Annotated in this window: 24 protein-coding genes and 1 pseudogene; 14 read left to right on the top strand and 11 right to left on the bottom strand. The window is 63.0% G+C overall.

Annotated elements, in window-relative coordinates; genetic code table 11:
• Positions 1-243 precede the first annotated feature (243 nt).
• Both OU800_RS24410 and OU800_RS16605 read left to right on the top strand, forming a co-directional pair.
• Positions 244-645, top strand: a pseudogene (locus tag OU800_RS24410) (MCP four helix bundle domain-containing protein); the annotation flags it as partial.
• A complete protein-coding gene (locus OU800_RS16605; protein WP_442964787.1) occupies positions 640-1,815 on the top strand; it encodes a methyl-accepting chemotaxis protein in 1,176 nt (391 codons plus the stop codon). The pseudogene OU800_RS24410 and the gene OU800_RS16605, both read left to right, overlap by 6 nt.
• Before the next feature lie 984 nt (positions 1,816-2,799).
• Here OU800_RS16605 and arfB read toward each other — a convergent pair.
• The gene (gene arfB, locus OU800_RS16610) at positions 2,800-3,213 is read right to left on the bottom strand and encodes an alternative ribosome rescue aminoacyl-tRNA hydrolase ArfB (protein ID WP_268178426.1); all 414 of its coding nucleotides are present in this window, start codon (positions 3,211-3,213) and stop codon (positions 2,800-2,802) included.
• A gap of 115 nt (positions 3,214-3,328) precedes the next feature.
• Between arfB and OU800_RS16615 the strand changes: the two genes are divergently transcribed.
• Complete coding sequence (locus OU800_RS16615; RefSeq protein WP_268178427.1) at positions 3,329-4,393, top strand: metal-dependent hydrolase; 1,065 nt, start codon at positions 3,329-3,331, stop codon at positions 4,391-4,393.
• A gap of 36 nt (positions 4,394-4,429) precedes the next feature.
• Positions 4,430-6,265, top strand: a complete 1,836-nt coding sequence (locus OU800_RS16620; RefSeq protein ID WP_268178428.1) for an ABC transporter ATP-binding protein — start codon at positions 4,430-4,432, stop codon at positions 6,263-6,265.
• A 171-nt stretch (positions 6,266-6,436) separates the two neighbouring features.
• On the opposite strand, the gene OU800_RS16625 is transcribed toward OU800_RS16620, so the two are convergent.
• Positions 6,437-7,762 carry a DEAD/DEAH box helicase gene (locus OU800_RS16625; protein WP_268178429.1) on the bottom strand — a complete coding sequence of 442 codons (1,326 nt, stop codon included), beginning with the start codon at positions 7,760-7,762 and terminating at the stop codon, positions 6,437-6,439.
• A gap of 176 nt (positions 7,763-7,938) precedes the next feature.
• On the opposite strand from OU800_RS16625, the gene OU800_RS16630 reads away from it, so the two are divergent.
• A complete protein-coding gene (locus OU800_RS16630; protein WP_268178430.1) occupies positions 7,939-8,349 on the top strand; it encodes an anti-virulence regulator CigR family protein in 411 nt (136 codons plus the stop codon).
• Positions 8,350-8,442: 93 nt separating this feature from the next.
• Positions 8,443-9,021, top strand: a complete 579-nt coding sequence (locus tag OU800_RS16635) for a dihydrofolate reductase family protein (RefSeq protein WP_268178431.1) — start codon at positions 8,443-8,445, stop codon at positions 9,019-9,021.
• On the opposite strand, the gene rarD is transcribed toward OU800_RS16635, so the two are convergent.
• The 4 genes from rarD to OU800_RS16655 all read right to left on the bottom strand — a co-directional run bounded on the left by rarD (position 9,022) and on the right by OU800_RS16655 (position 12,108).
• The gene (gene rarD / locus OU800_RS16640) at positions 9,022-9,912 is read right to left on the bottom strand and encodes an EamA family transporter RarD (RefSeq protein ID WP_268178432.1); all 891 of its coding nucleotides are present in this window, start codon (positions 9,910-9,912) and stop codon (positions 9,022-9,024) included.
• Positions 9,912-10,784 (bottom strand): carboxylate/amino acid/amine transporter, encoded by an 873-nt coding sequence (locus tag OU800_RS16645; protein WP_268178434.1) that lies wholly within the window; start codon positions 10,782-10,784, stop codon positions 9,912-9,914. The genes rarD and OU800_RS16645 overlap by 1 nt, the downstream gene beginning before the upstream one ends.
• Positions 10,785-11,055: 271 nt before the next feature.
• Positions 11,056-11,655, bottom strand: a complete 600-nt coding sequence (locus tag OU800_RS16650) for an FMN-dependent NADH-azoreductase (RefSeq protein WP_268178435.1) — start codon at positions 11,653-11,655, stop codon at positions 11,056-11,058.
• A gap of 135 nt (positions 11,656-11,790) precedes the next feature.
• On the bottom strand, positions 11,791-12,108 hold the full coding sequence (locus OU800_RS16655; protein WP_268178436.1) for a 3-phosphoglycerate kinase: 318 nt from the start codon (positions 12,106-12,108) through the stop codon (positions 11,791-11,793).
• Positions 12,109-12,173: 65 nt separating this feature from the next.
• Here OU800_RS16655 and OU800_RS16660 point away from each other — a divergent pair, with 65 nt between their 5' ends.
• The 3 genes from OU800_RS16660 to OU800_RS16670 are packed head-to-tail and all read left to right on the top strand — an operon-like array spanning position 12,174 to position 14,475.
• Positions 12,174-13,100, top strand: a complete 927-nt coding sequence (locus tag OU800_RS16660) for a LysR family transcriptional regulator (RefSeq protein ID WP_268178437.1) — start codon at positions 12,174-12,176, stop codon at positions 13,098-13,100.
• Positions 13,101-13,108: 8 nt separating this feature from the next.
• Positions 13,109-13,915, top strand: coding sequence for an alpha/beta fold hydrolase (locus tag OU800_RS16665; RefSeq protein ID WP_268178439.1), 807 nt, complete (start codon positions 13,109-13,111; stop codon positions 13,913-13,915).
• Positions 13,916-13,920: 5 nt separating this feature from the next.
• A complete protein-coding gene (locus tag OU800_RS16670) occupies positions 13,921-14,475 on the top strand; it encodes a peptidylprolyl isomerase (protein ID WP_268178440.1) in 555 nt (184 codons plus the stop codon).
• A 1,025-nt stretch (positions 14,476-15,500) separates the two neighbouring features.
• Here OU800_RS16670 and fpr read toward each other — a convergent pair.
• Positions 15,501-16,280, bottom strand: a complete 780-nt coding sequence (fpr, locus tag OU800_RS16675; protein WP_268178441.1) for a ferredoxin-NADP reductase — start codon at positions 16,278-16,280, stop codon at positions 15,501-15,503.
• Between the two features lie 116 nt (positions 16,281-16,396).
• On the opposite strand from fpr, the gene OU800_RS16680 reads away from it, so the two are divergent.
• Entirely contained in the window at positions 16,397-17,323 is a 927-nt protein-coding gene (locus OU800_RS16680; protein WP_268178442.1) for a LysR family transcriptional regulator, read from the top strand.
• Between the two features lie 17 nt (positions 17,324-17,340).
• On the opposite strand, the gene erdR is transcribed toward OU800_RS16680, so the two are convergent.
• Entirely contained in the window at positions 17,341-17,991 is a 651-nt protein-coding gene (gene erdR / locus OU800_RS16685; protein ID WP_268178444.1) for a response regulator transcription factor ErdR, read from the bottom strand.
• A 192-nt stretch (positions 17,992-18,183) separates the two neighbouring features.
• Here erdR and OU800_RS16690 point away from each other — a divergent pair, with 192 nt between their 5' ends.
• Positions 18,184-19,104: a DMT family transporter gene (locus tag OU800_RS16690; protein ID WP_268178446.1), complete on the top strand. Its 921-nt coding sequence runs from the start codon at positions 18,184-18,186 to the stop codon at positions 19,102-19,104.
• Here the strand turns inward: OU800_RS16690 and OU800_RS16695 are convergent.
• Positions 19,064-19,798, bottom strand: coding sequence for a tRNA-uridine aminocarboxypropyltransferase (locus OU800_RS16695; RefSeq protein ID WP_268178447.1), 735 nt, complete (start codon positions 19,796-19,798; stop codon positions 19,064-19,066). The genes OU800_RS16690 and OU800_RS16695 overlap by 41 nt on opposite strands.
• A 54-nt stretch (positions 19,799-19,852) precedes the next feature.
• On the bottom strand, positions 19,853-21,550 hold the full coding sequence (locus OU800_RS16700) for an OmpP1/FadL family transporter (protein WP_268178449.1): 1,698 nt from the start codon (positions 21,548-21,550) through the stop codon (positions 19,853-19,855).
• A 236-nt stretch (positions 21,551-21,786) separates the two neighbouring features.
• Here OU800_RS16700 and OU800_RS16705 point away from each other — a divergent pair, with 236 nt between their 5' ends.
• Entirely contained in the window at positions 21,787-22,188 is a 402-nt protein-coding gene (locus OU800_RS16705; protein ID WP_268178450.1) for a quorum-sensing-regulated virulence factor family protein, read from the top strand.
• Between the two features lie 65 nt (positions 22,189-22,253).
• On the opposite strand, the gene OU800_RS16710 is transcribed toward OU800_RS16705, so the two are convergent.
• Positions 22,254-22,445 carry a hypothetical protein gene (locus tag OU800_RS16710; protein WP_268178451.1) on the bottom strand — a complete coding sequence of 64 codons (192 nt, stop codon included), beginning with the start codon at positions 22,443-22,445 and terminating at the stop codon, positions 22,254-22,256.
• A 386-nt stretch (positions 22,446-22,831) separates the two neighbouring features.
• Here OU800_RS16710 and OU800_RS16715 point away from each other — a divergent pair, with 386 nt between their 5' ends.
• Together OU800_RS16715 and OU800_RS16720 are read left to right on the top strand one after the other, a co-directional pair.
• The gene (locus OU800_RS16715) at positions 22,832-24,235 is read left to right on the top strand and encodes an MBL fold metallo-hydrolase RNA specificity domain-containing protein (RefSeq protein WP_268178453.1); all 1,404 of its coding nucleotides are present in this window, start codon (positions 22,832-22,834) and stop codon (positions 24,233-24,235) included.
• 132 nt (positions 24,236-24,367) lie between these two features.
• On the top strand, positions 24,368-25,441 hold the full coding sequence (locus OU800_RS16720) for an LOG family protein (protein ID WP_268178454.1): 1,074 nt from the start codon (positions 24,368-24,370) through the stop codon (positions 25,439-25,441).
• The last annotated feature ends 17 nt before the right edge of the window (positions 25,442-25,458 follow it).

Genomic DNA, 25,458 nt, shown 5'->3' on the forward strand with positions numbered 1-25,458 from the left:
AGACGCAAAAAACTGGCCCGCGCAAGGCTGCCAGCAGAATCCCCCCGCCACTCACTCCCGCCGTGCAACAGATGCATAATGGCTATTAGCCATGTAGCCACTATTCACTGTAGTGCCGTCGCGGCGCTCCCTAGAATCACCCTCATCTTCTTCGTCTGCGCGCTCATAGGAGCATCGTCCATGCACGCCCCACTCAGCATTGCCCAACGCCTGGGCCTGGGCTTCGGCCTGATCCTGTCCCTGATGTTGCTGATCAGCCTGATCGGCGTGCAGCGGGTTAGCTTCATCGACTCCACGCTCACCGAGGTCAACGAAGGCGCCGCCCTCAAGCAGCGTTACGCGATCAACTTCCGTGGCAGCGTGCATGACCGTGCCATCGCCATTCGCGACGCCGTACTGGTGGACGACAGTGCCCTGAACGCCTACCTGCAGACCATCGAGCGCCTGCGCGGCGACTACCAGAAATCGACCACGCTGATGCAGCAACTGCTCGCCAGCCAACCGGCCACCGCCGAGGAACAACGCCTGCTCGAAGCCATTCAGGCCACCGAGAAGCGCACTCTGCAACTGACCGAGCAGTTGCTGAACCTGCGCCGCCAGGATGATCGCGCCGGGGCGCAGGCCTTGCTGCTCAAGGAGGTGTCGCCGGCCTACAGCCAATGGCTGAAGGACATCAATGCCTACATCGACTTCCAGGAGCGGCAGATCGCCCAGCACATCGATGCGGTGCGTGCCACCGCGGGCAGCTTCCAGTGGCTGATGCTGCTGGCCACGGCGGTGGCCATCCTGCTCGGCATTGGCATTTCCCTGCTGATCATCCAGCGCCTGAAGTCGACGCTCGGTGCCGAACCGCACGAAGTTGCCGAGGCCATTGGGCGCCTGGCCGAGGGCCAGCTCGACCAGCGTATCGACACCCGCTACCCACAGAGCGTAATGGCCGCTCTGGGCAACACCACCCGACGCCTGGCCGACACCATCACCCAGGTACGCAGCGCGGCGGCCGAACTGCTGCAGGCCTCCGAGCAACTGCTGCACACCTCGAGCAACAACAACCAGCAGATCCACCTGCAGGCCAGCGAGGCAGCGCAGATCGCCAGTGCCATCCAGCAGATGGCGGCGACGGTCAACGAAGTGGCCGGCTATGCCACCCAGGCGGCAGATGCCACGCAGAGTGCCGATATCGAGGTGAGCAAGGGCAATGAGGTGGTGACCAGCACCGCAGGTGCCATACAGAACCTGGCCAACACCCTGGAGAGTGCCGCACAGAGCGTGCTGCAGGTGGCCCAGGACAGCGAGAACATCGAGAAGATCACCGACGTGATCACCGCCATCGCCGAGCAGACCAACCTGCTGGCGCTCAATGCCGCCATCGAGGCCGCCCGTGCTGGCGAGCACGGCCGTGGTTTCGCCGTGGTGGCCGACGAGGTACGCTCCCTGGCCAACCGTACCCAGGAGTCGACCCGCGAGATTCGCGGCATGATCGCCACCTTGCAGGCTGGCACCAACAAGGCCGCCGAAGTGATGCAGGACAGCCGCGAACTAGCGCAGCAGACGGTGGAGCAGACCCGCATCGCCGAAAGCTCGCTGGGCAAGATCCACCAGGAAGTCACCGCCATCAACAGCATGAACGCGCAGATCGCCAGCGCCTCGCTGCAGCAAAGCAACGTCGCCGCGGATGTCAGCGCCAACATCGGGCGCATTCACCAGGCCACTCAGGAAACCTCGGCCGGCTCCGAGCAGGTGGCCGTGGCCAGCCGCGAACTGGCCAACCTGGCCACGCGCATGCAGGAGAAGGTGAGCTTCTTTAGGCTGTGAAACATCAGGTTCTTCGTGGGGTCTTGGGAAAGTCGGTTTTGATACTGGACTGGCAAGTTTGTTTTGGGTGTTCGGGTGTCCGTTCCGAATTGCCGCGTTTTTGCGGATGTTTCTGGTTTCGCCCTCCCGGGCGAGTCACTTTGCGGGCAAAGTAACCAAACCCTCCGCCCGGTCATCCGAGCTAGGCGCCCCCGCCCTGCTGCGCGAGGGTTCGCTCACTCCATCGTCGCTCCAGAGGCCCGCCACGGTGGGCCATCCATGGCCCATCGTGGCTTTCGCGACATCCATGTCGCTCAACCTCTTCCACGACGATTCCGTTCGCCCTCCTGGGCGGGCTCTGCACGCGCCTGAACCCGAGGTAACCCAGAATTAGAGTGGAGTGCTTGAACATGGGTCAGCCTTAGGGCTGACCGGGATGCCGGCTGCAAGCCGGCAAGCTGAAACTACACGAATGAAAGTATTGGTTTAACTCGACGACCCAATCGCGACTTCATCGCTACTAGAACACGCCGAGCAACCTATGGATTGCCCGTTCGTTCAGGCGCGCAAATGCCCCCTTCAGGAGGCCGAACGTAGGCATTGCGCAGGGGGCGAGCGGCATGGATGCCGCGAGATACCGATGGCGGCCCCGCGTAATGGGCCAGGGATGGCCCATGTACGCCGACCCCGGAGCGATGCCGGAGTGAGGGAAGTCGAGCGAAGCATGACGGGGACGCCTAGTTCCGGATGGCGGGGGTGCGTTTCTTTTGCTTACTTTTCTTTGCGCTGGGCGGCAATCCGAGTTCAAAGAAAAGTGAGTCGCCCGAGGGGGCGAAACAAGGAGTTTCCGAACACACCGAAGCGGCGCCCAGAACACCAAACAACACACAAACCTGCCAGTCCAGTATCAACCAAGCCCTCCCCCTAACATGCGAAAAACCAACCATCAGAGACTGTCGACGTTACGCGTACGGCCGCGCCGAAACGCCCGAACGGCATAGCCCCCTAGTAGTCGACCCGCCCCCGCCCGGCCTTGATCGCCCCACGCTTGCTCTTGCCGTCCAGACGGCGCGTCTGTGAACCCCGGGTCGGCTTGGTCGGGCGGCGCTTCTTCTCGGTCTTGGCTACGCCGCGGATCAATTCGACCAGACGCTCCAACGCATCGGCACGGTTCTGCTCCTGAGTGCGGAACTGCTGCGCCTTGATGATCACCACGCCGCCCTCGGTGATGCGCGAATCACGAGCGGCCAGCAGGCGCTCCTTGTAGAACGGCGGCAGCGACGAAGCCTGGCTGTCGAAGCGCAAATGCACGGCACTGGACACCTTGTTGACGTTCTGCCCGCCAGCACCCTGGGCGCGGATGGCGGTCAGTTCGATCTCGTCCAGCGGGAGGTGGACAGCGTTGGAAATGATCAGCATGGAAGAATGGCCTGGCTGGTGCGATGCCTACTGTAACCTTTGCTTGAAATTTCACTACGGCAGCGGCGGCGGCGCTCCGCTAACGTAGCGGCCTCGTCATTCATGGATCGACGCAATGGATTCGATTACCCAGGCCGTTCTCGGCGCCAGCATACAGGGCGCGTTGCTCGGTCGCTGGCAAGGGCGCAAGGCCCTGCTCTATGGCGCCGCGCTGGCCACCCTACCCGACCTCGACGTGGTCATCGACTACGGCGATGCAGTGGCCGAGATGACCTATCACCGCGGCTTCAGCCACTCGCTGTTCGTGCTCAGCGGCCTGGCGCTGCTGCTCACCTGGCTGATCCGGCGCTTTCGTCCTCATCCCGGCTACAGCAGCAGGCGCCTGTTGCTCACCCTCTGGCTGGTGCTGATCACTCACCCGCTGCTGGATGCCTTCACCAGCTACGGCACCCAGCTCTTCTGGCCCTTGATGCCAACGCCCACGGCCTGGTCGAGCCTGTTCATCATCGACCCGCTGTACAGCCTGCCATTGCTGGTGGCGGTGATCGTCAGCCTGTTCACTGGCCTGCGCGAGCAGAGCTGGCGCGTACCGGCCGTGGCCCTGGCGATCTCGACCCTGTACATCGGCTTCAGCCTGGCCGGCAAGTTCATGGCCGAACAACGGGTGGAACGTGAGCTGGCCCGCCAGGGCATCCAGGCCGAACAGTTGTTCGTCACGCCGACGCCTTTCAATACCCTGCTCTGGCGCGTCATCGTGGTGGATGGCGAGGACTATCACGAGGCGCTGACCGGCTGGTTCGACAGCGCACCACCGCAACTGCAGCGCCTGCCCCGTGGCACCCACCTGCAGGCAGCGCTGGCCGACTCGCCGATGCACCAGCGCCTGCATTGGTTCACCAACGGAGTGCTGCGCTATGACCGGGTGGACGGGCATCTGATCGTCACCGACCTGCGCCTGGGCATGACCGGTTACCACCCCTTCCGCTTCGACTTCGCCCAGTGGCAAGAAGGCAAGTGGCAGGTACACGAACGCATCGACCGCCAGCCCTTCGCCCGTGGCGAGCCCGAGCAACTGCTGCTGTTGCTGCGGCGCATCTGGCAACCACAGACCGAAGTGCCACTACTGGCCTGGGCCAGTGAGCTGAAGAGAACACTGCCACCTGAGACAGGTTCGCGTTAGGATCGGCGTTCGCTTTCTGGGCAGGACGCCGCCTCCATGTTGTTTCGCCGCTTCGAGTCGTTGATCGACGTCTTCAAACCCAGCCCCGATGTCGCACCACCAGCGGGGCTGCTGCGCTTTTACGGCCACTACCTGAAACAGGTGTGGCCGCTGATGCTGGCCATACTGATCATCGGTTTCTTCGCCGCGCTGATCGAGGTGGCGTTGTTCGCCTTCCTCGGCCAGTTGATCGACATGGCCCAGGCCAGCATGGATGCCAACAGCTTCTTCGCCGAACATCGGGGCGACCTGCTGTGGATGCTGCTGGTGGCGCTGATCATCCGTCCCGTGGTGTTCGGCCTGCACAACCTCTTGGCACACCAGGCGATCAACCCGGGGCTGAGCAACCTGATCCGCTGGCAGAACCACCGCTACGTGCTCAAGCAGAGCCTGAGCTTCTTCCAGAACGATTTCGCCGGGCGCGTCGCCCAACGGGTGATGCAGACTGGCCCATCACTGCGCGAGTCGGCCATGCAGGTGATCGACGCCCTGTGGCATGTAGTGGTCTATGCCGGCAGCGCACTGTACCTGTTCGCCGCCGCCGACTTGCGCCTGGTGCTGCCGCTGCTGCTGTGGATAGTCGGCTATAGCGCCGCGCTGTGGTACTTCGTGCCGCGCATCAAGGCGCGTTCGGCTGCTGCCTCTGCCGCGCGCTCCAAGGTCATGGGGCGGGTGGTGGACGGCTACAGCAACATCGCCACGCTCAAGCTGTTCGCCCATTCGCAGGAGGAGGAAAGCTACGCCCGCGAGGCCATGCAGGAACTGCTCGACAAGTTCTGCCTGCAGTCGCGCACCATCACCGCGCTGGACTTTCTCATCACCTGCATGAACGGCGTGCTGATCGTCGGCACCGGCGCCCTGGCCCTGTGGTTGTGGAGCCAGACGTTGATCAGCACCGGCGCCATTGCCCTGGCTCTCGGCCTGGTCATCCGCATCAACAACATGTCCGAGTGGATCATGTGGGTGGTCAACGGCATCTTCGAGAACGTCGGCACCGTGCAGGACGGCATGCAGACCATCGTCCAGCCGCGCCAGGTGCTCGACCGCGAAGACGCCCAGCCGCTCCAGGTAACCCGAGGTGAGGTACGCTTCGAGGACATCCACTTCCACTACGGCAAGCAAGGCGGCGTGATCGCCGGCCTCGACATCGCCATCCGCCCTGGCGAGAAGATCGGCCTGGTCGGCCCGTCCGGCGCGGGCAAATCCACCCTGGTCAACTTGCTGTTACGTCTCTACGACCTGGAAAGCGGCCGCATCCTGATCGATGGCCAGGACATCGCCACGGTCACCCAGGAAAGCCTGCGCGCGCATATCGGCGTGGTCACCCAGGACACCGCCCTGCTGCACCGCTCGATTCGCGACAACCTGCGCTACGGCAAGCCTGGCGCCAGCGATGAGGAACTCTGGGAAGCCGTGCGCAAGGCGCGTGCCGATACCTTCATCCCCAATCTCGACGATAGCCAGGGCGGGCGCGGCATGAATGCGCAGGTGGGCGAACGCGGGGTCAAGCTCTCTGGCGGTCAGCGCCAACGCATCGCCATCGCCCGCGTGCTGCTCAAGGACGCGCCGATCCTGGTACTGGACGAAGCCACCTCGGCGTTGGATTCGGAAGTGGAAGCGGCCATCCAGGAAAGTCTGGACAGCCTGATGCAGGGCAAGACGGTGATCGCCATCGCCCACCGCCTGTCCACCATCGCGCGCATGGATCGCCTGGTGGTGATCGACCAGGGCCAGGTGATCGAAACCGGCAGCCACGCCGAGCTGATCGCCCGTGGCGGTCTGTATGCACGCCTGTGGCAGCACCAGACCGGTGGTTTCGTCGGGGTGGATTGAGCCCCCCCTCTCCCGCAAGCGGGAGAGGGGCCGGGGGAGAGGGCCTATCTGACAGATCCGAATGGCCTGAGCCACCCTCTCCCCAGCCCTCTCCCATAAATGGGAGAGGGGCAGACCGTGCGTTACCAGCGCAGAACGGTGGACGAATGAAGCGTCGTCCACCCTACACCGCTACTCTGCCGCCGGCTTCTTGCGCTTGAGCGGCGCGCTGCCGTCGGCGCTGACCAGGGCGGAAGGCTTGCCGGCCGGGCGAGGGCCGGTCTTGCGCTTAGGCGCGGCGGCCTTCTTCGGGTCTTTCTTCTCAGTCTTTTTCTTCTTGCTGCCAGCGGCCTTGCCCGAGGCCTTGAGGTTCTTCGGCCCCTGGTAGGCGCCTTTCAGTTCCTTGATGGTACGACGCTCGAAACGCTGCTTGAGGTAGCGCTCAATGCTCGACATCAGGTTCCAGTCGCCATGGCAGATCAGCGACACCGCCAGGCCTTCGCCACCAGCGCGGCCGGTACGACCGATGCGGTGCACGTACTCGTCGCCGGAGCGCGGCATGTCGAAGTTGATCACCAGATCCAGACCATCGACATCCAGCCCGCGCGCCGCCACATCGGTGGCTACCAGTACCTTGACCGCGCCCTGTCGCAGGCGCTCGATGGCCAGCTTGCGATCCTTCTGATCCTTCTCGCCGTGCAGCACGAAGGCCTTGACCCCGGCCGCCACCAGCTTGCCGTAGAGACGGTCGGCCTGCACCCGGGTATTGGTGAAGACGATGGCCTTGTCATAGGTCTCGTTGGCCAGCAGCCAGTCCACAAGCTGTTCCTTGTGATGATTGTGGTCGGCGGTGATGATCTGCTGGCGGGTGCCCTCGTTGAGCTGGCTGACGCTGTTGAGCATCAGGTGCTGCGGCTCCTTGAGCACCTTGGCGATCATCTCGCGCAGGCCGTTGCCGCCCGTGGTGGCGGAGAACAGCAGGGTCTGGTGCGGCCCGCAGGCCTCGGCCAGACGCTGGGCATCCTCGGCGAAGCCCATGTCGAGCATGCGATCGGCCTCGTCGAACACCAGCACTTCGACTTCGTCGAGCGGCAGGTTACCGGCGTTGGCATGCTCGATCAGGCGGCCCGGCGTGCCGATCAGAATGTCGATCTTGCGCATCATCGCCGCCTGCACCTTGAAGTCCTCGCCGCCGGTGACCAGGCCGGCCTTGAGGAAGGTGTACTGGGCGAAACGCTCGACTTCCTTGAGGGTCTGCTGCGCCAGCTCGCGGGTCGGCAGCAGGATCAGCGCGCGAATGCTCAGGCGCTGGCGGGAGTTGCCATCGCCGAGCAGGCGGTTGAGCAACGGCAGGACGAAGGCAGCGGTCTTGCCACTGCCGGTCTGGGCGATCACGCGCAGATCCTTGCCCTCCAGCGCCAGTGGAATGGCAGCCGCCTGCACGGGCGTCGGCTCGACGAAATTGAGCTCGGCCACGGCTTTGAGCAGACGTTCATGCAGGGCGAATTGGGCAAACACGGCAACACTACCTCGAAGGATCGACAAAACGGTGCATAGCCTAACGGTTTCCGGCGTCCGGGCCGAGTTTCTTTGCACTCGCCCCCCGATTAACAGCGCGATCAGGGCTAACCTTCACAGGAACCGAAACCGCATACCGAGCGTCGAATTGACATCACACCACGGGAGCGTCCCTCATGCCGAAGAAACCTCACGCCGCTGTATGCCTTGGCCTGTGCGCCTTGCTGGCTGCCTCCCCGCTGCTCGCCGCACCACCGCCAGGCAAGGGCAATCCGCATAAGGGCGGTCACGACGAGGTGCAACTCGACATGCGCGGCCCCAGCGTGGACATCGGCCAGGTGCGTATCGTGCTGGGCGAAAATCGCCAACTGATCGGCCCGAGCCCCTCCCTGCCGCCCGGTATCGCCAAGAACCTGGCCCGCGGCAAGCCTCTGCCACCTGGTATTGCCAAGAACTTCGACAGCCGCCTGTCGGCACGCTTGCCCCACTACGAGGGTTACGAGTGGAAGCAGGTGGGCAGCGACGTGGTGCTGGTAGCGGTGGCCACGGGCATCGTCTACGAGATCCTGCGCAATGTGCTGAACTGACAGGCTGCTCCTGCCGACCAGCGGTACGGCGGCTGGCGAACTTGTCCTCGGTGTACCACTCCAACGCCAACACCCGCCCTTCGCGGAGGCAGGATGCAGCCCTCACTGATCTACCACGTCACCTCCAGTCTGGACGGCTATATCGCGCGTCCGGACGGCAGCCTCGACTGGCTCGAGAGCGAACGCCAGGCGGACGAGGAAAACTGCTTCCAGCAGTTCTACGCCGGGATCGACTCGCTGCTGATGGGGCGCATGGCCTATGAGGCCCTGCTGGCCAAGGGCGGCCCCTGGCCCTACCCCGGCAAGCCCTGCGTGGTGCTGACCCGCTCGGCCCTGCGGCGGCCCTGCGCAGAAGTGCAATTGACCCACTGCACCCCGAGCCAGGCCATGGCGGTATTGCGCGAGGCAGGCCTGCAGCGCACCTGGCTGCTGGGCGGCAGCACCCTGGCGGGCAACTGTCACGCTGCCGGATTGATCGACGAAGTGCTGATCAACCTCACACCCTGCCTGCTCGGCGCCGGCATCCGCCTGTTCGCCACCGGGCTGGAACGCAACCTGGAATTATGCGAACAGCGCCGCTTCAACAGTGGCGTCATCCAGTTGCACTACCGGGTGAACAACCCCTACAGCCAACTCATGCCGCTGTCCGACGCCCGCCACAGTGCCGCCTGATCAACCCGCGCCCTGCTTGCGCAGCAAGCGCGCACTGTCCCAGCCCACCAGCAATACCGCCAGCCAGATCGGCAGATAGGTCAGCCACTGCGCGGCATCGAAGCGCTCCCCCAGCACCAGCAACGCCACGGCGAACAACAGCACCGGCTCGACGTAGCTGAGGATGCCGAACAGCCCCATGGGCAACAGTCGGCTCGATGCCATCATCGAGGCGAACGCCAGGGTGCCGATCAGCGCCATGCCCGGCATCAGCAACCAGAGTTCAGGCTTGTTGGCGAAGGCATTGGCCGGGCCATACGCGACGATCAGCCAGATGGCCAGTGGCGCCAGTATGAGCATCTCCAGCACGAAGCCGGACAGCGCATCCAGACGCATCCAACGACGCAGCATCATGTAGGGCGGGTAACCCACTGCGGTGATCAGCGTCAGCCAGGAAAACGCCTGAGTGCGCCATAGCTCGTGCAACACGCCGAGCACGGCGCAGATTACCGCCAGGCGCTGCAAGGGACGCAGACGCTCGCCGTAGAACAGCCGGCCGCTGAGCACCAGCGCCAGCGGCAGGAGGAAATAGCCCATGGATACGTCCAGCATCTTCCCCGCCAGCGGCGCCCAGAGAAACAGCCCCCACTGCACACCGATCAGTGCAGCGGCCAATGGACAGGCGGCCAGCAGCAGCGGCTCACGGCGCAAACGGCCGAAGGTTTCGCGCAGCAACGCACTCTGCCGCGTCAATACCACCAGCAACAATACCAGGGGAATCGACCAGAGCACGCGCTGGGCGAAGATCTGTATGCCGTCGAGCGGCGCCAGCCAGGGCACATAGCCCGGCATCATGGCAAACAGCACCGAGGCGCCTACCGACAGCGCCACGCCGCGCCCGGACAAATGCATCAGGCTACGCTCCCGTGCACGGCCCGGGCCCGTCCGAGCCGTGCCAGCGGCAGCGAGGCAGCGATCACCAGCCCGCCCAGGGCCAGACTCAGCAGGTCGGCGTCATGGTTCCAGATCAGCAGGTTGACCAGCAGCCCGGCCGGTACCAGGGCATTGTTCATCACCGCCAGAGTGCCGGCATCGACCAAGCTGGCGCCCTTGTTCCACCAATACAGACCAAGCCCGGACGCCATCACGCCGAGCCAGCCGAGCACACCCCATTGCAGCGCCGTCGTCGGCAGGCGCTCGGCATTGCCCAGCAGCAGGAAGGCCGGCAAGGCCACCAGCAAGGCGCCCAGGTAGAAGAAGCCGAAGCGATGGTACTGCGGCCCCTCACTGGGATGGCGCAGCAGCAGATGTTTGTACAGCACCTGGCCGGCGGCGAAGGTGAAGTTGGCCAGTTGCAGCAGCAGAAAGCCGAACAGGAAACCCGGGCTGATGCCGTCGTAACGGATGATGCCTGCGCCGAGCACCGCCACCCCCGCTGCTACCAGCGCCCAGGGGTTGAAGCGTCGGTTCAGGGCATCCTCGATCAGAGTCACGTGCAAGGGAGTGAGGATGGTGAACAGCAACACCTCCGGCACGCTGAGCACGGCGAAGCTCAGGTACAGGCAGACGTAGGTGATGCCGAACTGCAAGGCACCGATCAGCAGCATGCCGCGCACGAAGGCCGGCGCATGGCCGCGCCAATGCGTCAGCGGCACGAACAACAGGCCGGCAATGAGAATGCGAGTGAGCACGGCGAAATAACTGTCGACCCGGCCAGCCAGGTATTCACCGATCAGGCTGAAGGAAAAGGCCCACAGCAGGGTCACAATCCACAGATATCGCACGGCCACCTCCGGAAGAAGGCGGCGACCATAGCGCGTTCGGCAAAGGCGGACAATCCACAACTGCACAGCTTATGCAGGGCTACAGACTCGCCAACCGAGTAGCCAGGATGCAATCCGGGACAGCCAGGCGCGGTCTTGTGTATCGGTGCGCACAGCGCACCCTACAGGGCAGCCCCCGCACCTGCGCGAAGCGACAACAAAAAGCCGGCCACCCCAAGGGCATGACCGGCAGCAATACCCGCAAGCGGGCACTCAGGAGAGTCGAACGTGATCAGACCACTTCGGCCAGCTTGGCCTTGGCCTGGGCCAGGCCCTTCTCCACGAACTCGCCACCCATGTTCATGCCTTCGGCATGGATGAACTGCACATCGTGAATACCAATGAAGGCCAGTACCTGGCGCAGGTAGGGTTCCTGGTGATCCAGGGCGCTGCCGGCATAAATGCCGCCACGGGCAGTCAGCACGATGGCACGCTTGCCGGTCAGCAGACCTTGCGGGCCGGTTTCCGTGTACTTGAAAGTCACCCCGGCACGCAGCACGTGATCGAGCCAGGTCTTGAGGGTGCTGGGAATGGCGAAGTTGTACATCGGTGCAGCCAGCACCAGCACGTCAGCGGCCAGCAGCTCTTCGGTCAGCTCATTGGAGCGTGCCAGCGCGGCCTTCTCCGCCGCGCTCTGCTGCTCGGCCGGGGTCATCCAGCCACCCAGCAGAGTCAGATCCAGGTGCGGCAGCGGGTTGGCCGCCACGTCACGTACCTGAACCTGGTCGGCCGGGTTGGCGGCCTGCCACTGGGCGATGAACTGCTGGGTCAGCTCGCGGGACACCGAGCCTTGTTGACGAGCACTGCTTTCGATAACCAGAACGCGGGACATGATAAGGACTCCATCGAAGTGGGTGGGTGTCGATGGAGCGCAGGTTACGCCCACACCTATCGATGAAAAAGAGCAAATATCCGCTTACATATATCGATAAAGTTGATTTGATCAACAAGCAGCGCTAGCCTCGACTTACTTGGGCTTGCAGGTCAGATCCACCCTTAGACGGATGACGCTACGGCTGAACCTGACCACCAGGTTGTTGTTGGCTCCGGGTGCCAGGCTGGCCTGACGGATACGCGGCGCCTCCGGGCCATTGCGGAACACGGCCTTGCACTCGGCGTCGCGCTGGCCGTAGTTGTAGAGCATCAACCCCGCGATGTTGTGGTCGACGTCCTGGGTGGTAGCCGATACCTCGGCGCCATTGAGCTGCTTCTCCAGTTCGATGGGATAAGCATGGGCACCCAGTGGCAAGCCCATGAGCAACAGCAGACAACCTAGTTTTTTCATGCGCTGTTCTCCGACAGAAGAATGCCAGTTTAACTGGCAATGAGCCCCAACAGCAGGATGAGGTAATGAAGGTACCCCGCGTAACCCTGGATCAATGGCGAACCTTGCAGGCCGTGGTAGATCAGGGCGGCTTCGCCCAAGCCGCCGAAGTGCTGCACCGCTCGCAATCCTCGGTCAGCTACACCGTGGCGCGCATGCAGGAGCAGCTCGGCGTGCCGCTGCTGCGCATCGATGGACGCAAGGCGGTGCTCACCGTGGCCGGTGACGTGCTGCTGCGCCGCTCGCGGCACCTGGTCAAGCAGGCCAGCCAGCTCGAGGAACTGGCCCACCACATGGAACAGGGCTGGGAAGCCGAAGTGCGCCTGGTGGTGGATGCCGCCTACCCCACGGCCAACCTGGTGCGCGCCCTGTCGGCCTTCATGCCGCAAAGCCGTGGCTGCCGCGTGCGCCTGCGCGAGGAGGTGCTTTCGGGGGTCGAGGAAGTGCTGCTCGAAGGCACCGCCGACCTGGCCATCAGCGCCCTGAACATCACCGGCCACCTGGGCATCGAGCTGAGCGAGGTGGAATTCGTCGCCGTCGCCCACCCAGAACACCCGCTGCATCGCCTGCAACGCGAACTGAATTTCCAGGATCTGGAAGGCCAGATGCAGGTCGTCACCCGTGACAGTGGCCGCCTGCAACCGCGTGATGCCGGCTGGCTGGGTGCCGAGCAACGCTGGACGGTGGGCAGCCTGCCGACCGCGCGCACTTTCGTCAGCAGCGGCCTGGGCTTTGCCTGGCTGCCGCGCCATCTGATCACCCGCGAATTGCAGGAGGGCCTGCTCAAGCCTCTGCCCCTGAGCCAGGGCGGCGTGCGCAAACCACGCTTCTTCCTCTATAACAACAAGGATCGTGCGCTCGGCCCGGCCACGCAGATCCTCATCGAGCTGATCAAGAACTTCGACTGCGCGCCTCTCGATGCCCCCTTCGCCGCACCGCAGTCGAGCACCTGAGGCGCTCCATGCCCTACTTCGACAATGACGGTTGCCAGCTCCACTACGAGGATCGTGGCCACGGCACACCCGTGCTACTGGTGCACGGCCTGGGCTCCAGCACCCTGGACTGGGAAGCGCAGATTCCCGCGCTGAGCGCCCATTACCGCGTGCTGGCCCTGGACGTACGCGGCCATGGCCGCTCGGACAAACCTCACCAGCGTTATCGCATGCTCGACTTCGCCGACGATGTCGCGGCATTGATCGAACATCTGCAACTGCCACCGGTGCACCTGGTGGGCATTTCCATGGGTGGCATGATCGGCTTTCAGCTCGGTGTTGATCAGCCGCATCTGCTGCGCAGCCTGACCATCGTCAACAGTGCTCCGGAAGTGAAGCCGCACAACCTGCGCGAGCGCCTGGAAATCGCCAAACGCTGGCTGCTGGCTCGTCTGCTGCCACTGGACACCATCGCCAAGGGCCTGGGCAAACTGCTGTTCCCCCTGCCGGAACAGGCCGAACTGCGGCGCAAGGTAGAGCAGCGTTGGCCGCAGAACGACAAGCGTGCCTATCTCGCCAGCCTCGACGCCATCATCGGCTGGGGCGTGCGGGAACGGCTGCAACGCATCACCTGTCCTACTCTGGTGATCACCGCCGATCGCGACTACACCCCGATCGAACTCAAGCAGGCCTATGTGAAAGAGCTCCCCGACGCGCGCCTGCAGGTGATCGATCATTCACGCCACGCCACACCGCTGGATCAACCGCAACGCTTCAACACCGTCCTGCTCGACTTCCTCGCCGAAGTCGACGGCTCTGCCAACAAGGAAAACTGACCATCATGCTCAAGCAACTCGCGCTCGCTGCCTGCACCCTGCTGCTGTCCTCCAGCCTGCTGGCGGCAGAAAACCCCAAGGTGCTGCTGACCACCAGCCTGGGGCAAATCGAAGTGGAGCTGGACGCCGACAAGGCGCCGATCAGCACGCAGAACTTCCTCAAGTACGTCGACAGCGGCTTCTACAACGGCACCCAGTTCCACCGCGTGATGCCCGGTTTCATGATCCAGGGCGGTGGCTTCGATGCCGACATGCGCCAGAAGGACACCGACGCCCCGATCAGGAACGAGGCCGACAACGGCTTGCACAACGTCCGTGGCACGCTGGCCATGGCCCGCACCCAGGTGCGCGACTCGGCCACCAGCCAGTTCTTCATCAACCAGAAGGACAACGCCTTCCTCGACCACGGCTCGCGCGACTTCGGCTATGCCGTGTTCGGCAAGGTGATCCGTGGCATGGACGTGGTGGACAAGATCGCCCAGGTGCCCACCGGCAACCGTGGCATGCACCAGAACGTACCGCGCGAGCCGGTGCTGATCCTCGACGCCAAGCGCTTGTAAAACCGTAGCCCGTAGCCCGGATGAAATCCGGGGAACATGTATCGCCATCGCCCGGATTTCATCCGGGCTACGCATGCATGAGCCACCTGAAACGACAAAGCCGCCCATCGGCGGCTTTGTCGTTGAGCGGAAACGCTCATTTTTGGTTCATCGCATTTTCAGGGGGAATACCTGGACACCGGACTGGCAAGTTTGTGTTTTTCTGGTGCTTGTTCCGAATTGCCGCGTTTTTGCTGATGTTTTTGGTTTCGCCCTCCCGGGCGAGTCACTTTTGTAGGGCAAAAGTAACCAAAACCCTCCGCCCGGTCATCCGGCCCTGGCTTCGCCAGGGTTCGCTCACTCCATCGCCGTTCCAGAGGCCCGCCACGGTGGGCCATCCCTGGCCCATCGCGGCTCTCGCGGCATCCATGCCGCTCAACCTCTTCCACGACGATTGCGTTCGCCCTCCTGGGCGGGCTCTGCACACGCCTGAACCTGCGGTAACCCAGAATTAGCATGGAAGTGCTTGAATATGAGGTCAGCCTTAGGCTGACCAGAATGCCGGCCTCAGGCCGGCAAACTATGCAAGTGGGTGAAACTATGCGAATGAAAGTATCGGTTTAATTTGATGGCTACATTGCGACTTCACAGCCGTCAGAGCACGCAGCGCCAACCTGGCATACCTGTCCGCTCAGGCGCGCGAATGCCCCCTTCAGGAGGCCGAACGTAGGCATTGCGCAGGGGGCGAGCGGCATGGATGCCGCGAGATACCGATGGCGGCCCCGCGTAATGGGCCAGGGATGGCCCATGTACGCCGACCCCGGAGCGGTGCCGGAGTGAGGGGAGTCGAGCGAAGCGAGACCCGGATGGCGGGGGGGCGTTTCTTTGGCTTACTTTTCTTTGCGCATTTCAAAGAAAAGTGAGTCGCCCGAGGGGGCGAAACAAGGAGTTTCCGAACACACTGAAGCGGCGTCCAGACCACCAAAGAACACACAAACTTGCCAGTCCGGTATCAAAACCAACTTCCCGAGATCCCGCGAAAAACCTTATTTTTCCACGAAGGCACGCTCGATCAGATAGTCCCCCGGCTCACGCATACGCGGGGAGATCTTCAGGCCGAAGCTGTCGAGCACCTGGCTGGTCTCGTCGAGCATGCTCGGGCTGCCGCAGATCATGGCGCGGTCGTCCTGCGGATTGATCGGCGGCAGGCCAATGTCGGCGAACAGCTTGCCACTGCGCATCAGGTCGGTCAGCCGGCCCTGATTCTCGAACGGCTCACGGGTCACCGTCGGGTAATAGATCAGCTTCTCTTTCAGCGCATCGCCGAAGAACTCGTTGCGCGGCAGATGCTCGGTGATGAACTCGCGGTAGGCCACTTCGTTCACGTAGCGCACGCCATGCACCAGGATCACCTTCTCGAAACGTTCGTAGGTTTCCGGATCCTGGATCACGCTCATGAACGGCGCCAGGCCGGTGCCGGTGCTGAGCAGGTACAGGTGCTTGCCGGGGTTGAGGTCATCGAGCACCAGGGTGCCGGTGGGTTTCTTGCTGATGATGATCTCGTCGCCTTCCTTGAGGTGCTGCAACTGCGAGGTCAACGGGCCATCGGGCACCTTGATGCTGAAGAACTCCAGGTGCTCTTCCCAGTTCGGGCTGGCGATGGAGTAGGCGCGCATCAGCGGGCGACCATTGGGCTGTTGCAGGCCGATCATCACGAACTGGCCATTCTCGAAGCGCAGGCCCGGGTCACGGGTGCACTTGAAGCTGAACAGGGTATCGTTCCAGTGGTGGACGCTGAGCACGCGCTCGACGTTCATATTGCTCATGATGATGTTTTCCTCGAGAAACACAGCGCCCAAAGGCGCGATTGCGCGGCATTCTATTCGCGGCAACAATATCTGTTAAGTGGATTATCAAGATATAGGTTATCGGTTATATCGATATGCGATTTACCCTCAGACAGCTTCAGGTCTTCGTCGCCGTGGCGCAGCATGAGAGCGTTTCCCGCGCCGCGCAATCGCTCGCATTGTCGCAGTCTGCCACCAGCACCTCGCTCACCGAGCTGGAGCGCCAGTCCGACTGCCAGTTGTTCGACCGTGCTGGCAAACGCCTGGCGCTCAATGCCCTGGGCCATCAACTGCTGCCCCAGGCGGTGGCCCTGCTCGACCAGGCCCGCGAGATCGAACGCCTGCTCGGTGGCAAGAGCGGCTATGGCTCGTTGAACGTTGGCGCTACGCTGACCGTGGGCAACTACCTGGCCACCCTGCTGATCGGCAGCTTCATGCAGCATCACCCCGAATGCCGGGTGAAGCTGCAGGTGCACAACACCGCCCACGTGGTGCAGCAGGTGGCCCACTACGAACTGGATCTGGGGCTGATCGAAGGCGACTGCCAGCACCCGGACATCGAGGTGCAGCCCTGGGTCGAGGACGAGCTGGTGGTGTTCTGCGCGCCACAACACCCGCTGGCCCAGCGCGGCAGCGCCAGTCTGGAAGAGTTGACCCACGAAGCCTGGATCCTGCGTGAACAGGGTTCGGGCACCCGCCTGACCTTCGACCAGGCCATGCGCCATCACCCCAACCGCTTGAATATCCGCCTGGAGCTGGAACACACCGAAGCGATCAAGCGCGCCGTGGAATCCGGCCTGGGCATCGGCTGCATTTCCCGCCTGGCCCTGCGCGACGCCATCCGCCGGGGCAGCCTGGTGGCGGTGGAAACCCCGGCGCTGGATCTGCGTCGGCAGTTCTACTTCATCTGGCACAAACAGAAATACCAGACCGCCGCCATGCGCGAATTCCTCGAGCAGTGCCGTGCCCTCACCGCAGGTGTGAGTCGCAGCGATCAGATCGTGCTGCCTCCCATCGTCTGAACAGACTGGGCTTGGGCTCAGTGCGCCGGGATCGACTCCATCTGCTGCAACAGCAAGGCTGCCTGAGTCCGGGTACGCACCCCCAGCTTGCGGAAGATGGCGGTAACGTGGGCTTTGACCGTGGCCTCGGAAACGCTCAGCTCGTAGGCGATCTGTTTGTTCAGCAAGCCCTCGCAAACCATGGTGAGCACGCGGAACTGTTGCGGCGTGAGGCTGGCCAGCCCGGCACTGGCGGCCTTGGTTTCCTCCGACACCGGCGCACTCTCCTCGGCCAGCGGCGGCCACCAGGTGTCGCCATCGAGCACCTGGCGCACGGCCTGCTGCAAGGTTTCCAGCGGGCTGGATTTGGGAATGAAGCCACTGGCGCCGAACTCGCGAGAGCGATTGACCACCGACGCCTCTTCCTGAGCGGAGATCATCACCACCGGGATTTGCGGATACTGCCCGCGCAGCAGTACCAGGCCGGAAAAGCCATAAGCGCCGGGCATGTTCAAGTCGAGCAGCACCAGATCCCAGTCGCCCTTCTCGGCCAGGCGGCCTTCCAGCTCGGCGATGCTGGCAGCTTCCACCAGACGTACATCGGGCCCCAGCCCCAGGGTCAACGCCTGATGCAGGGCGCTGCGAAAAAGCGGGTGATCATCGGCAATCAGGATTTCATAAACGGCCATTGGCGGATCCTGTTGTTTTTATGAGCGGCGCCCTGTAACAGCGCCTCGACTCCCTTGTCCGCTCAGCGTAGCGCATCTGGCACGCCGCCTCCCCTCGCGGAGCCAGGGCGGCGCTCAGCATGCCGAGACGTGACGAGGTGGTCAAGCTCGATACTTTGCGGCAGGATGCTGCGCTTTGCACCGAGAACTGCCATGCCAAATCCCGCCCTGCGTGCCGATCTGCTGATGCTGTTGACCGCGATGATCTGGGGCAGCGCCTTCGTCGCCCAGCGCCTGGGCATGGACAGCATCGGCCCCTTTCTCTATACCGGCCTGCGTTTCGCCCTCGCCTGCCTGGCCCTGCTGCCGGTACTGATGCTGCTGCAACGCGGCAAGCGCCAGCGGCCCGCTGCGCTCGATCGCAGCACATTGCTTGGCGGCGTGAGCATGGGCCTGGTACTGGCGCTGGGGATCAATCTGCAGCAGGTCGGCCTGCTGTTCACCAGCGTCACCAATTCCGGCTTCATTACCGGACTGTACGTGATCGTGGTGCCGCTGCTCGGTCTGTTCATCGGTCAGCGCAGCAGCCTGGGCATCTGGCTGGGCGCCAGCCTGGCGGTGCTCGGCATGTTCCTGCTCAGTGTCGGGGAAGGCTTCAGCGTCGCGCCCGGCGATTGGCTGCAACTGGCCGGCGCCTTCGTCTGGGGCATCCATGTGCTGCTGGTGAGTTTTTTCGCCAGCCGTCATGACCCGCTGCGCCTGGCCTTGATCCAGTTCGTCACCTGCGCGCTGATCAGCCTGCTGCTGGCAACGATCTTCGAGACGGCAACGCCAGACGGCATCCTTGCCGCCGCACCGGCCATCCTCTACGGTGGCCTGCTCGGTGTGGCGGTCGGGTTCACCCTGCAGGTGGTGGCGCAGCAGCACGCCATCGCCTCGCATGCGGCGATCATCCTGTCGCTGGAAGCGGTGTTCGCCGCCATCGCCGGCGCCCTGCTGCTGGGCGAAGTACTGGCCTTGCGCGGCTACCTGGGTTGCGCCTTGATGTTCGCCGGCATGCTGATCGCGCAGTTGTGGCCGAAACCGCTGGTCGTCAGCGGTACGCCTGCAGACGCCGGTGCAGCGCGTCGTTGAGATCCAGCGGCAGGCGCCGCTTGGCTGCCAGGTAGTGCTGGCTGAAGGCATCCAGATAATCGTCCAGTGCGGCACTGGCCTGGTCATCGCCGGCCAGCTCCAGGCACAACGCCGCCACCTCGGCAGTGCACAGGTGGTCGCCGCGCGTCGAGCGGCGCAGGCGATAGCGCGAGAGCTGCTCCGGCTTGAAGCTGAGCACCGGCAGCGCATCCAGATAGGGGCTCTTGCGAAACATCTTGCGCGCCTCGGTCCAAGTGGCATCCAGCAGCACGAACAGAGGCCGTTTGCCGGGCGCCAGATTGACCTCCTCGACCACGCGTTCCTGGCCGGCATATTCACCGGGAAATACCAGATAAGGCTGCCACTGTGGCTCGGCCAGCAGAGCCGGCAAGGCCGGATCCACCTCGGTACGCGCCCAACCGAAGGCGTGGGTATCGGGCACCACGTCGGCGATCAGCCAGCCGGTATTGCTTGGTTTGAGCGCCTCGATATCGTGCATCACCAGGCACATGCCCGACTGCGCCGCAACCTGCGGGCGCCAGGCGCACAGGCAATAGGCCGGCTGGATGCGACAGGCCGGGCAGCGCTCGGCTCGCGAGCCACGGGCGATGAAGGGTTTCAGGCTACGCGCCAGACGCTCGGCGCGCAGGCGGGCAACGGCATGCTGAGGCGCAGGAGAAGAAGGTAAGGTCATGACGCGATGGGCCGGCAAAGGGGGCGCAAGTCTAACACCCCCTGCCGCCCGGCTTCAGAAGCTGTGATTCAGCGCCAGACCAACGAAGTGGATGCGCGTGCGATATTCACCCGTGTAATTACCGCCATTGCCGGTGCAGCGTTCGCCACTGTCCACGTACAGACCGCCACTGCCCGGCACCCAGCCGGCAGGCGAACAGCCGTCGCGGTAGTCCATCTTGCCGCTGGAGAACTGCACGAAGCTGTAGGCCAGATCTACCGAGGTATCGGGGGTGAACTTGTAGTTGGCACCAAAGGACAGCCAGTAGCGGTCAGCATCCGGGAAAGCCGGATGGCGCAACTCGGGGGAGTTGACCGGCGACTTGTCGTAGGCCACCCCGGTACGCAACAGCAGGTCGTCGCTGTACTGGTAGTTCATGCCCAGGGAAATCTTGTAGGTGTCCTTCCAATCCTGCTTGACTGCCAGATCACCCTCGGTGACGCCATTGAAGTAGGGATAACCGGCAACCTGGTCGATCCCTATGCGCACTTCGTCGAGCCGGGAGTGGCGAGTGAAGGTCAGGTCAGCCATCAACGCCACCTTGTCGTTGAGTTGATGGAAGGCGCTGAACGAGAGGGTTTCCGGGGTATCGATGGCGGTCTTGGCCGTGGAGTTCGGGTGCAGGCGGGTTGCGGCAAAGTCGCCGGGGTTGACCCAGTTGTTCTCGTCAAAGACCTGTTGCAAGGCGTCCGTGGGGGGCACATAGATATTGAGGAGAGGGATGGTGAACCCACCCTCCAATGAGGTTGCAGGCGAAGGCACGGCTCCCTGCACATCGGCGAAGCTCCACTTGGTCTCACCTTCCAGGGTATGACGGATATGCGAGCGATAGGCTACGCCGAAGCGCGTCGACTCGGTCGGCTCCCACATGTAGCCGATATTCCAGCCATAACCCCAGTCGTCACCCTTGACGCGGAAATAGCCATCGCCCTGCACGTTGTTGGCGAAGTTGTTCGCCACGCAATCGACGAAGCCATCGCGATCCGCCACACCTCGACAGGAGGTGATTTCCTCGGGCACTGGAACCCCGGCAATGCCGCCGACGATCGGCCCCAGAATCGGATCGGCGGCGTTACGAGTGCTTTCATAGTTGGCATCGACGAACTGCCCGGCCAACTGCCGCGAAGCCCCCTTCACATCGGCAGCGCCACGTTGAATCGACTTGATGTACTGCGCCGAGACGCCAAAGCCGATGCTGTGGTGTTCGTTGAAGCGAAAGGAAATACTGGGGTTGAAGGTCACGGTTTCCAGGCTGGCGGACTGAATGCCGTAGCGTCCGGCCCAGTCTTCCTTGTAATCGAGCTTGGCGCCGTAGGGCGTGAAGATGCCCAGACCGATGGTCACCCGGTCGTTGATCTCATGCGAGACATAGAAATTCGGCGCCCCGGCCGCATCCGGTAGGAAGTCACCGGCATCGCCCTGCACCGGATTGCCGAATACGTCACGACTGCCTTTGTCCTCGTACTTGCCATCGGGCAACACCAGGGTCAACCCGGAGGTCACCTGAGTGCCTTTGAGCCGTGCCAGGCCTGCCGGGTTGTAGAAAATGGTCGAAGGGTCAGCCGCTTCCGCACCGTTGGCATGGGCAGTGCCCTGAGCGGCAACGGACTGGGAACCGAAGTGATAACCGGAGGCCTGCACCTCTAGGCAGGGCAAAACCAATAAACTGCCAGCCATCAGAGACGATGGCCAGCGCCGAGAGAAAGTTGTCATTATTATTCTCCTGCACTGCACGCTGTCTTGAACGCCGCTTGCACAGCGGCTAGTTCTTCGGACGGACGTACTATGAGGACGATCCCCAGCCTTTGGTCGTGACGGCGACTGACAGCCAAATGCCATCAGGTCTCATTTGGTAACACCGGCTTTGTTACGAGCAAATGGCCAGCAGCCGAACAATGGCCACGCCATTCTGTCCAACCCCTTGTCCTTGTTTTCAGGAGTCAACCCAGATGCTGCGTTACATTCTTCCCGCGTTCGCGCTCAGCCTGACGCTTCCGCTCGCTCAGGCGGCATCACTCAAGGAAATGGAGTTGACGCGAACGCTGGAAAAGGTCGCCCAGGAAAGCAGCGTGGGCACGCCGCGGGCGATCAACGAAGACATTCTCGATCAGGGTTATACCGTCGATGGCCACACCCTGATCAACCACCTCAGCGTGCGCCCGGCACATGCGGCGAAAATGCGCGGCAATCCCGACATCGTCAGGAGCCAGCTAGCGGCCAGCGTCTGCCGCAATCCGGGTTACCGCCAACTGCTGAGCCAGGGCGCGCAGTTGCGCTACCAGTTCAGCGAATACCGTAGCAATCGGCCGATCACCACCGAGGTATTCGAGCGCAGCGACTGCGGCCTGTGACACCGCTCGGACGGCGCCACACCCAGCCCGTGCCAGCAGCCCGCCTGGCTGAGTGGCGTCCGCCCTCAGCCCTTAGCGCGACGCTGCGCATCGCCGGCGCGCAATTCCGCCAGCAGCGCATCCATGTAGCGCGAGCGACGCACGCCGCCTTCGAGACGACGCAGGCATTCGTCTTCCAGGCTTAGCTGGTTCACCCGTGCAGCTTCCTGCAGCATCTGGTAAAGCTCTTCATCCACTTCCACGATCAGCTTGGGCATACCTGCCCCCCTTTACTCTTCAATATCCGTTACGACCACTAAGGCTGCCGCGCCAACAGTACGCGATAGCCACGAAGTGCGGTTAACAATCTGCCATATGACTTCCACCACAGGCACGGTGCCGATGTCCAGAGAGGGGTAAAGCCAACGCCTGCTTTCCCGTCTCTGCAAGTAAATCAGACGTCAGACTTTCCCCAAGTTCCCCAGACGAACGGCTGCAAGACACCCGACTGTGAACGAGTCGACATCAGCGTAGTGGGCCGCTTCGATATCGCCATTCGCCAGAGGGTACCCGTGGATTGTCATAAAGGCGAACTGACCTGCATCAAGACCAGCCGAGCATGAATTCGCCAAGCTCGATAGTCCCTCCTGACAAGGACAGAACCATGGCCCTGCTTACCTTCCTCGGCGCGATCCAACAGGTCACCGGCTCCTGCTACCTCATCGAAAGCCGCGATGGCGCCAGGGTGCTGCTCGAATGCGGCATGCATCAGGGGCGACGCGAAGATGAGAATCGCAACCGTAGCGCCTTTGCCTTCGATCCGCGCAGCCTCGACGCCGTCGTGCTCTCCCATGCCCACCTCGACCACAGCGGCCTGCTGCCACGTCTGGTCGCCGAGGGCTACCGTGGCCCCATCCATGCCACCGAGGCCAGTTGCGAACTGCTGGAGCTGATGCTGATGGATTCGGCCTTCCTGCAGGAAAAGGACGCCGAATGGGAGAACCGCTGGCGTGCCCGCCAGGGCAAGCCAGCGATAAAACCACTGTACACCATCGCCGACAGCGAACGAGCGCTCAGCCAGACACGCCGCCATCCCTATGGTCAAAGCAGCGAAGTGGCCAAGGGTATCCATGTGACCTTTCACAATGCCGGGCATATTCTCGGCTCGGCCATCGTCGAGCTGTGCGTGGAGGATCATCATCTGCACCGACGCCTGGTTTTCTCCGGCGACCTGGGCAATACCTGTTCGCCTCTGATGCAAGCGCCCACGCAATTGCACGAGGCCGACGTGCTGATGCTCGAATCCACCTACGGCGACCGCGACCACCGCTGCAGTGAAGACACCCTCGAGGAACTGGCCGACATCCTCCAGCGAGCCCACCGTGACGATGGCAACGTACTGATCCCCTCCTTCGCCGTGGGCCGCACGCAGGATCTGCTCTACTACCTCGGACGCTTCTATCAGCAAGGCCTGCTGCCGCAACAGGCAGTGTTTCTCGACAGCCCCATGGCCATTCGCGCCAACGCCATCTATAGCCGTTACCACGAGCAGTTTGCCGAGAAGGATCGGGCTGCCTTGGCTGCCAAAGGGGTACAACGCGTCGAGGACTGGCTACCGGTGCTGCGCTGCACCCCAACCGTGGAAGAGTCCATGGCGATCAACCGGGTCAAGAGCGGCGCGATCATCATTGCTGGGGCCGGTATGTGCAATGGCGGGCGTATCGTCCACCACTTCAAGCACAACCTGTGGCGCGAGAACTGCCACCTGGTCTTTCCCGGTTTCCAGGCCAGCGGCACGCTCGGCCGCCTGATCGTCGACGGTGCCGACACAGTGAAAGTGCTGCACCAGCGCATCGCGGTGAAAGCCCAGGTGCACACCCTGGGTGGCTTTTCCGCGCATGCAGGACAATCGCAGCTACTCGACTGGGCCAGCCAGTTCGAGCACCACCCCGAGCTGTACCTGGTGCATGGCGAACTGGAAAAGATGCAGGCGCTGCAGCAGGCTCTGCGCGGGCACCTGAACTGGATCGCCAATATCCCCGAGCCAGGCGAGCAGATCGCCCTGTAACCCGCGCTTACGAAAAGATTGCAGCCCGACTGCAACCTGACTGTGGCAATGTTCCGAGCACTCCATAATCAAGGAACCGGAAAAGGCGCGAGCGTGATCCGCTCGCGTCGGCCGCAGAAAAGGAGCATGTCCATGCCTTATGAAACGGACGACTATCTGTCGCGCCATGTGCAAACCAGTGAAGTCGATCTGAGCAGCAAGCTCGACGAACTGATCAACCTCAGCGTGCCCAACGCCAGCCCCAATCTGCCGCTGTACCGGGAAATGCTCACCACCGTGATCCGCATGGCACAGGCCGACCGCAACCGCTGGGACGCCAAGATCATGCTGCAGACCCTGCGCGAGATGGAAAAGGCCTTTGCCGTGCTGGAGCAGCTCAAGCGCCGACGCAAGGTCACGGTATTCGGCTCGGCGCGTACACCGGCTGATCACCCGCTCTACCAGCAGGCTCGCGAGTTGGGCGCGATGCTGGCTCGCCGTGATCTGATGGCGGTTACCGGCGCCGGAGGCGGCATCATGGCCGCCGCCCACGAAGGTGCTGGCCCGGAAAACAGCCTGGGTTTCAATATCACCCTGCCCTTCGAGCAAACGGCTAACGCCACCATGCGCGACAGCCAGTATCTACTGTCATTTCACTTCTTCTTCCTGCGCAAGCTGTTCTTCGTCAAGGAAGCCGACGCCCTGGTGCTCTGCCCTGGCGGCTTCGGCACGCTGGACGAAGCCCTGGAAGTGCTGACCCTGATCCAGACCGGCAAGAGCCCGCTGGTGCCAGTGATACTGCTCGACCAGCCGGGCGGCAGCTATTGGAAGGATGCTTTGGGCTTCATCCGCCGCCAGCTCGAAGGCAACGGCTACATTCTGCCCACTGACCTGAACCTGCTGCACCTGGTCTACAGCCCCGAAGAGGCGGTGGATGAAATTGCCCGCTTCTATCGCAACTTCCACTCCAGCCGCTGGCTCAAGGATCGCTTCGTGATTCGCCTCAACCACCCACTGAGCGAAGCAGCCCTGGAACGCTTGAACAGCGATTTCGCCAGGCTGTGCAAGAGCGGCGGTTTCAGCCAGCAGCAGCAGTGCGAGCAGGAGCACGACGAACCCGAGCTACGTCACCTGACGCGCCTGGCCTTCGCCTTCAACGGCCGCGACTACGGACGGCTACGCGCCCTGCTCGACCTGGTCAACGAGCCGCAGAACTGGGCAAGCTGAAGTAGCCCGGATGCAAT

The sequence above is a fragment of the Pseudomonas sp. GOM7 genome (assembly GCF_026723825.1).
GTDB lineage: Bacteria > Pseudomonadota > Gammaproteobacteria > Pseudomonadales > Pseudomonadaceae > Aquipseudomonas.

Excerpts from the sequence above, each read along its gene's own strand:
- OU800_RS16710 (WP_268178451.1), bottom strand. The coding sequence starts at position 22,445 with ATGCCCAAGCTGATCGTGGAAGTGGATGAAGAGCTTTACCAGATGCTG.
- OU800_RS16715 (WP_268178453.1), top strand. The coding sequence starts at position 22,832 with ATGGCCCTGCTTACCTTCCTCGGCGCGATCCAACAGGTCACCGGCTCC.
- OU800_RS16720 (WP_268178454.1), top strand. The coding sequence starts at position 24,368 with ATGCCTTATGAAACGGACGACTATCTGTCGCGCCATGTGCAAACCAGT.
- OU800_RS16615 (WP_268178427.1), top strand. The coding sequence starts at position 3,329 with ATGGATTCGATTACCCAGGCCGTTCTCGGCGCCAGCATACAGGGCGCG.
- OU800_RS16695 (WP_268178447.1), bottom strand. The coding sequence starts at position 19,798 with ATGACCTTACCTTCTTCTCCTGCGCCTCAGCATGCCGTTGCCCGCCTG.
- OU800_RS16655 (WP_268178436.1), bottom strand. The coding sequence starts at position 12,108 with ATGAAAAAACTAGGTTGTCTGCTGTTGCTCATGGGCTTGCCACTGGGT.
- rarD (WP_268178432.1), bottom strand. The coding sequence starts at position 9,912 with ATGCATTTGTCCGGGCGCGGCGTGGCGCTGTCGGTAGGCGCCTCGGTG.
- OU800_RS16660 (WP_268178437.1), top strand. The coding sequence starts at position 12,174 with ATGAAGGTACCCCGCGTAACCCTGGATCAATGGCGAACCTTGCAGGCC.
- OU800_RS16690 (WP_268178446.1), top strand. The coding sequence starts at position 18,184 with ATGCCAAATCCCGCCCTGCGTGCCGATCTGCTGATGCTGTTGACCGCG.
- erdR (WP_268178444.1), bottom strand. The coding sequence starts at position 17,991 with ATGGCCGTTTATGAAATCCTGATTGCCGATGATCACCCGCTTTTTCGC.
- OU800_RS16665 (WP_268178439.1), top strand. The coding sequence starts at position 13,109 with ATGCCCTACTTCGACAATGACGGTTGCCAGCTCCACTACGAGGATCGT.
- OU800_RS16620 (WP_268178428.1), top strand. The coding sequence starts at position 4,430 with ATGTTGTTTCGCCGCTTCGAGTCGTTGATCGACGTCTTCAAACCCAGC.
- OU800_RS16705 (WP_268178450.1), top strand. The coding sequence starts at position 21,787 with ATGCTGCGTTACATTCTTCCCGCGTTCGCGCTCAGCCTGACGCTTCCG.
- OU800_RS16635 (WP_268178431.1), top strand. The coding sequence starts at position 8,443 with ATGCAGCCCTCACTGATCTACCACGTCACCTCCAGTCTGGACGGCTAT.
- OU800_RS16700 (WP_268178449.1), bottom strand. The coding sequence starts at position 21,550 with ATGACAACTTTCTCTCGGCGCTGGCCATCGTCTCTGATGGCTGGCAGT.
- OU800_RS16630 (WP_268178430.1), top strand. The coding sequence starts at position 7,939 with ATGCCGAAGAAACCTCACGCCGCTGTATGCCTTGGCCTGTGCGCCTTG.
- OU800_RS16670 (WP_268178440.1), top strand. The coding sequence starts at position 13,921 with ATGCTCAAGCAACTCGCGCTCGCTGCCTGCACCCTGCTGCTGTCCTCC.
- OU800_RS16650 (WP_268178435.1), bottom strand. The coding sequence starts at position 11,655 with ATGTCCCGCGTTCTGGTTATCGAAAGCAGTGCTCGTCAACAAGGCTCG.
- OU800_RS16680 (WP_268178442.1), top strand. The coding sequence starts at position 16,397 with ATGCGATTTACCCTCAGACAGCTTCAGGTCTTCGTCGCCGTGGCGCAG.
- fpr (WP_268178441.1), bottom strand. The coding sequence starts at position 16,280 with ATGAGCAATATGAACGTCGAGCGCGTGCTCAGCGTCCACCACTGGAAC.
- arfB (WP_268178426.1), bottom strand. The coding sequence starts at position 3,213 with ATGCTGATCATTTCCAACGCTGTCCACCTCCCGCTGGACGAGATCGAA.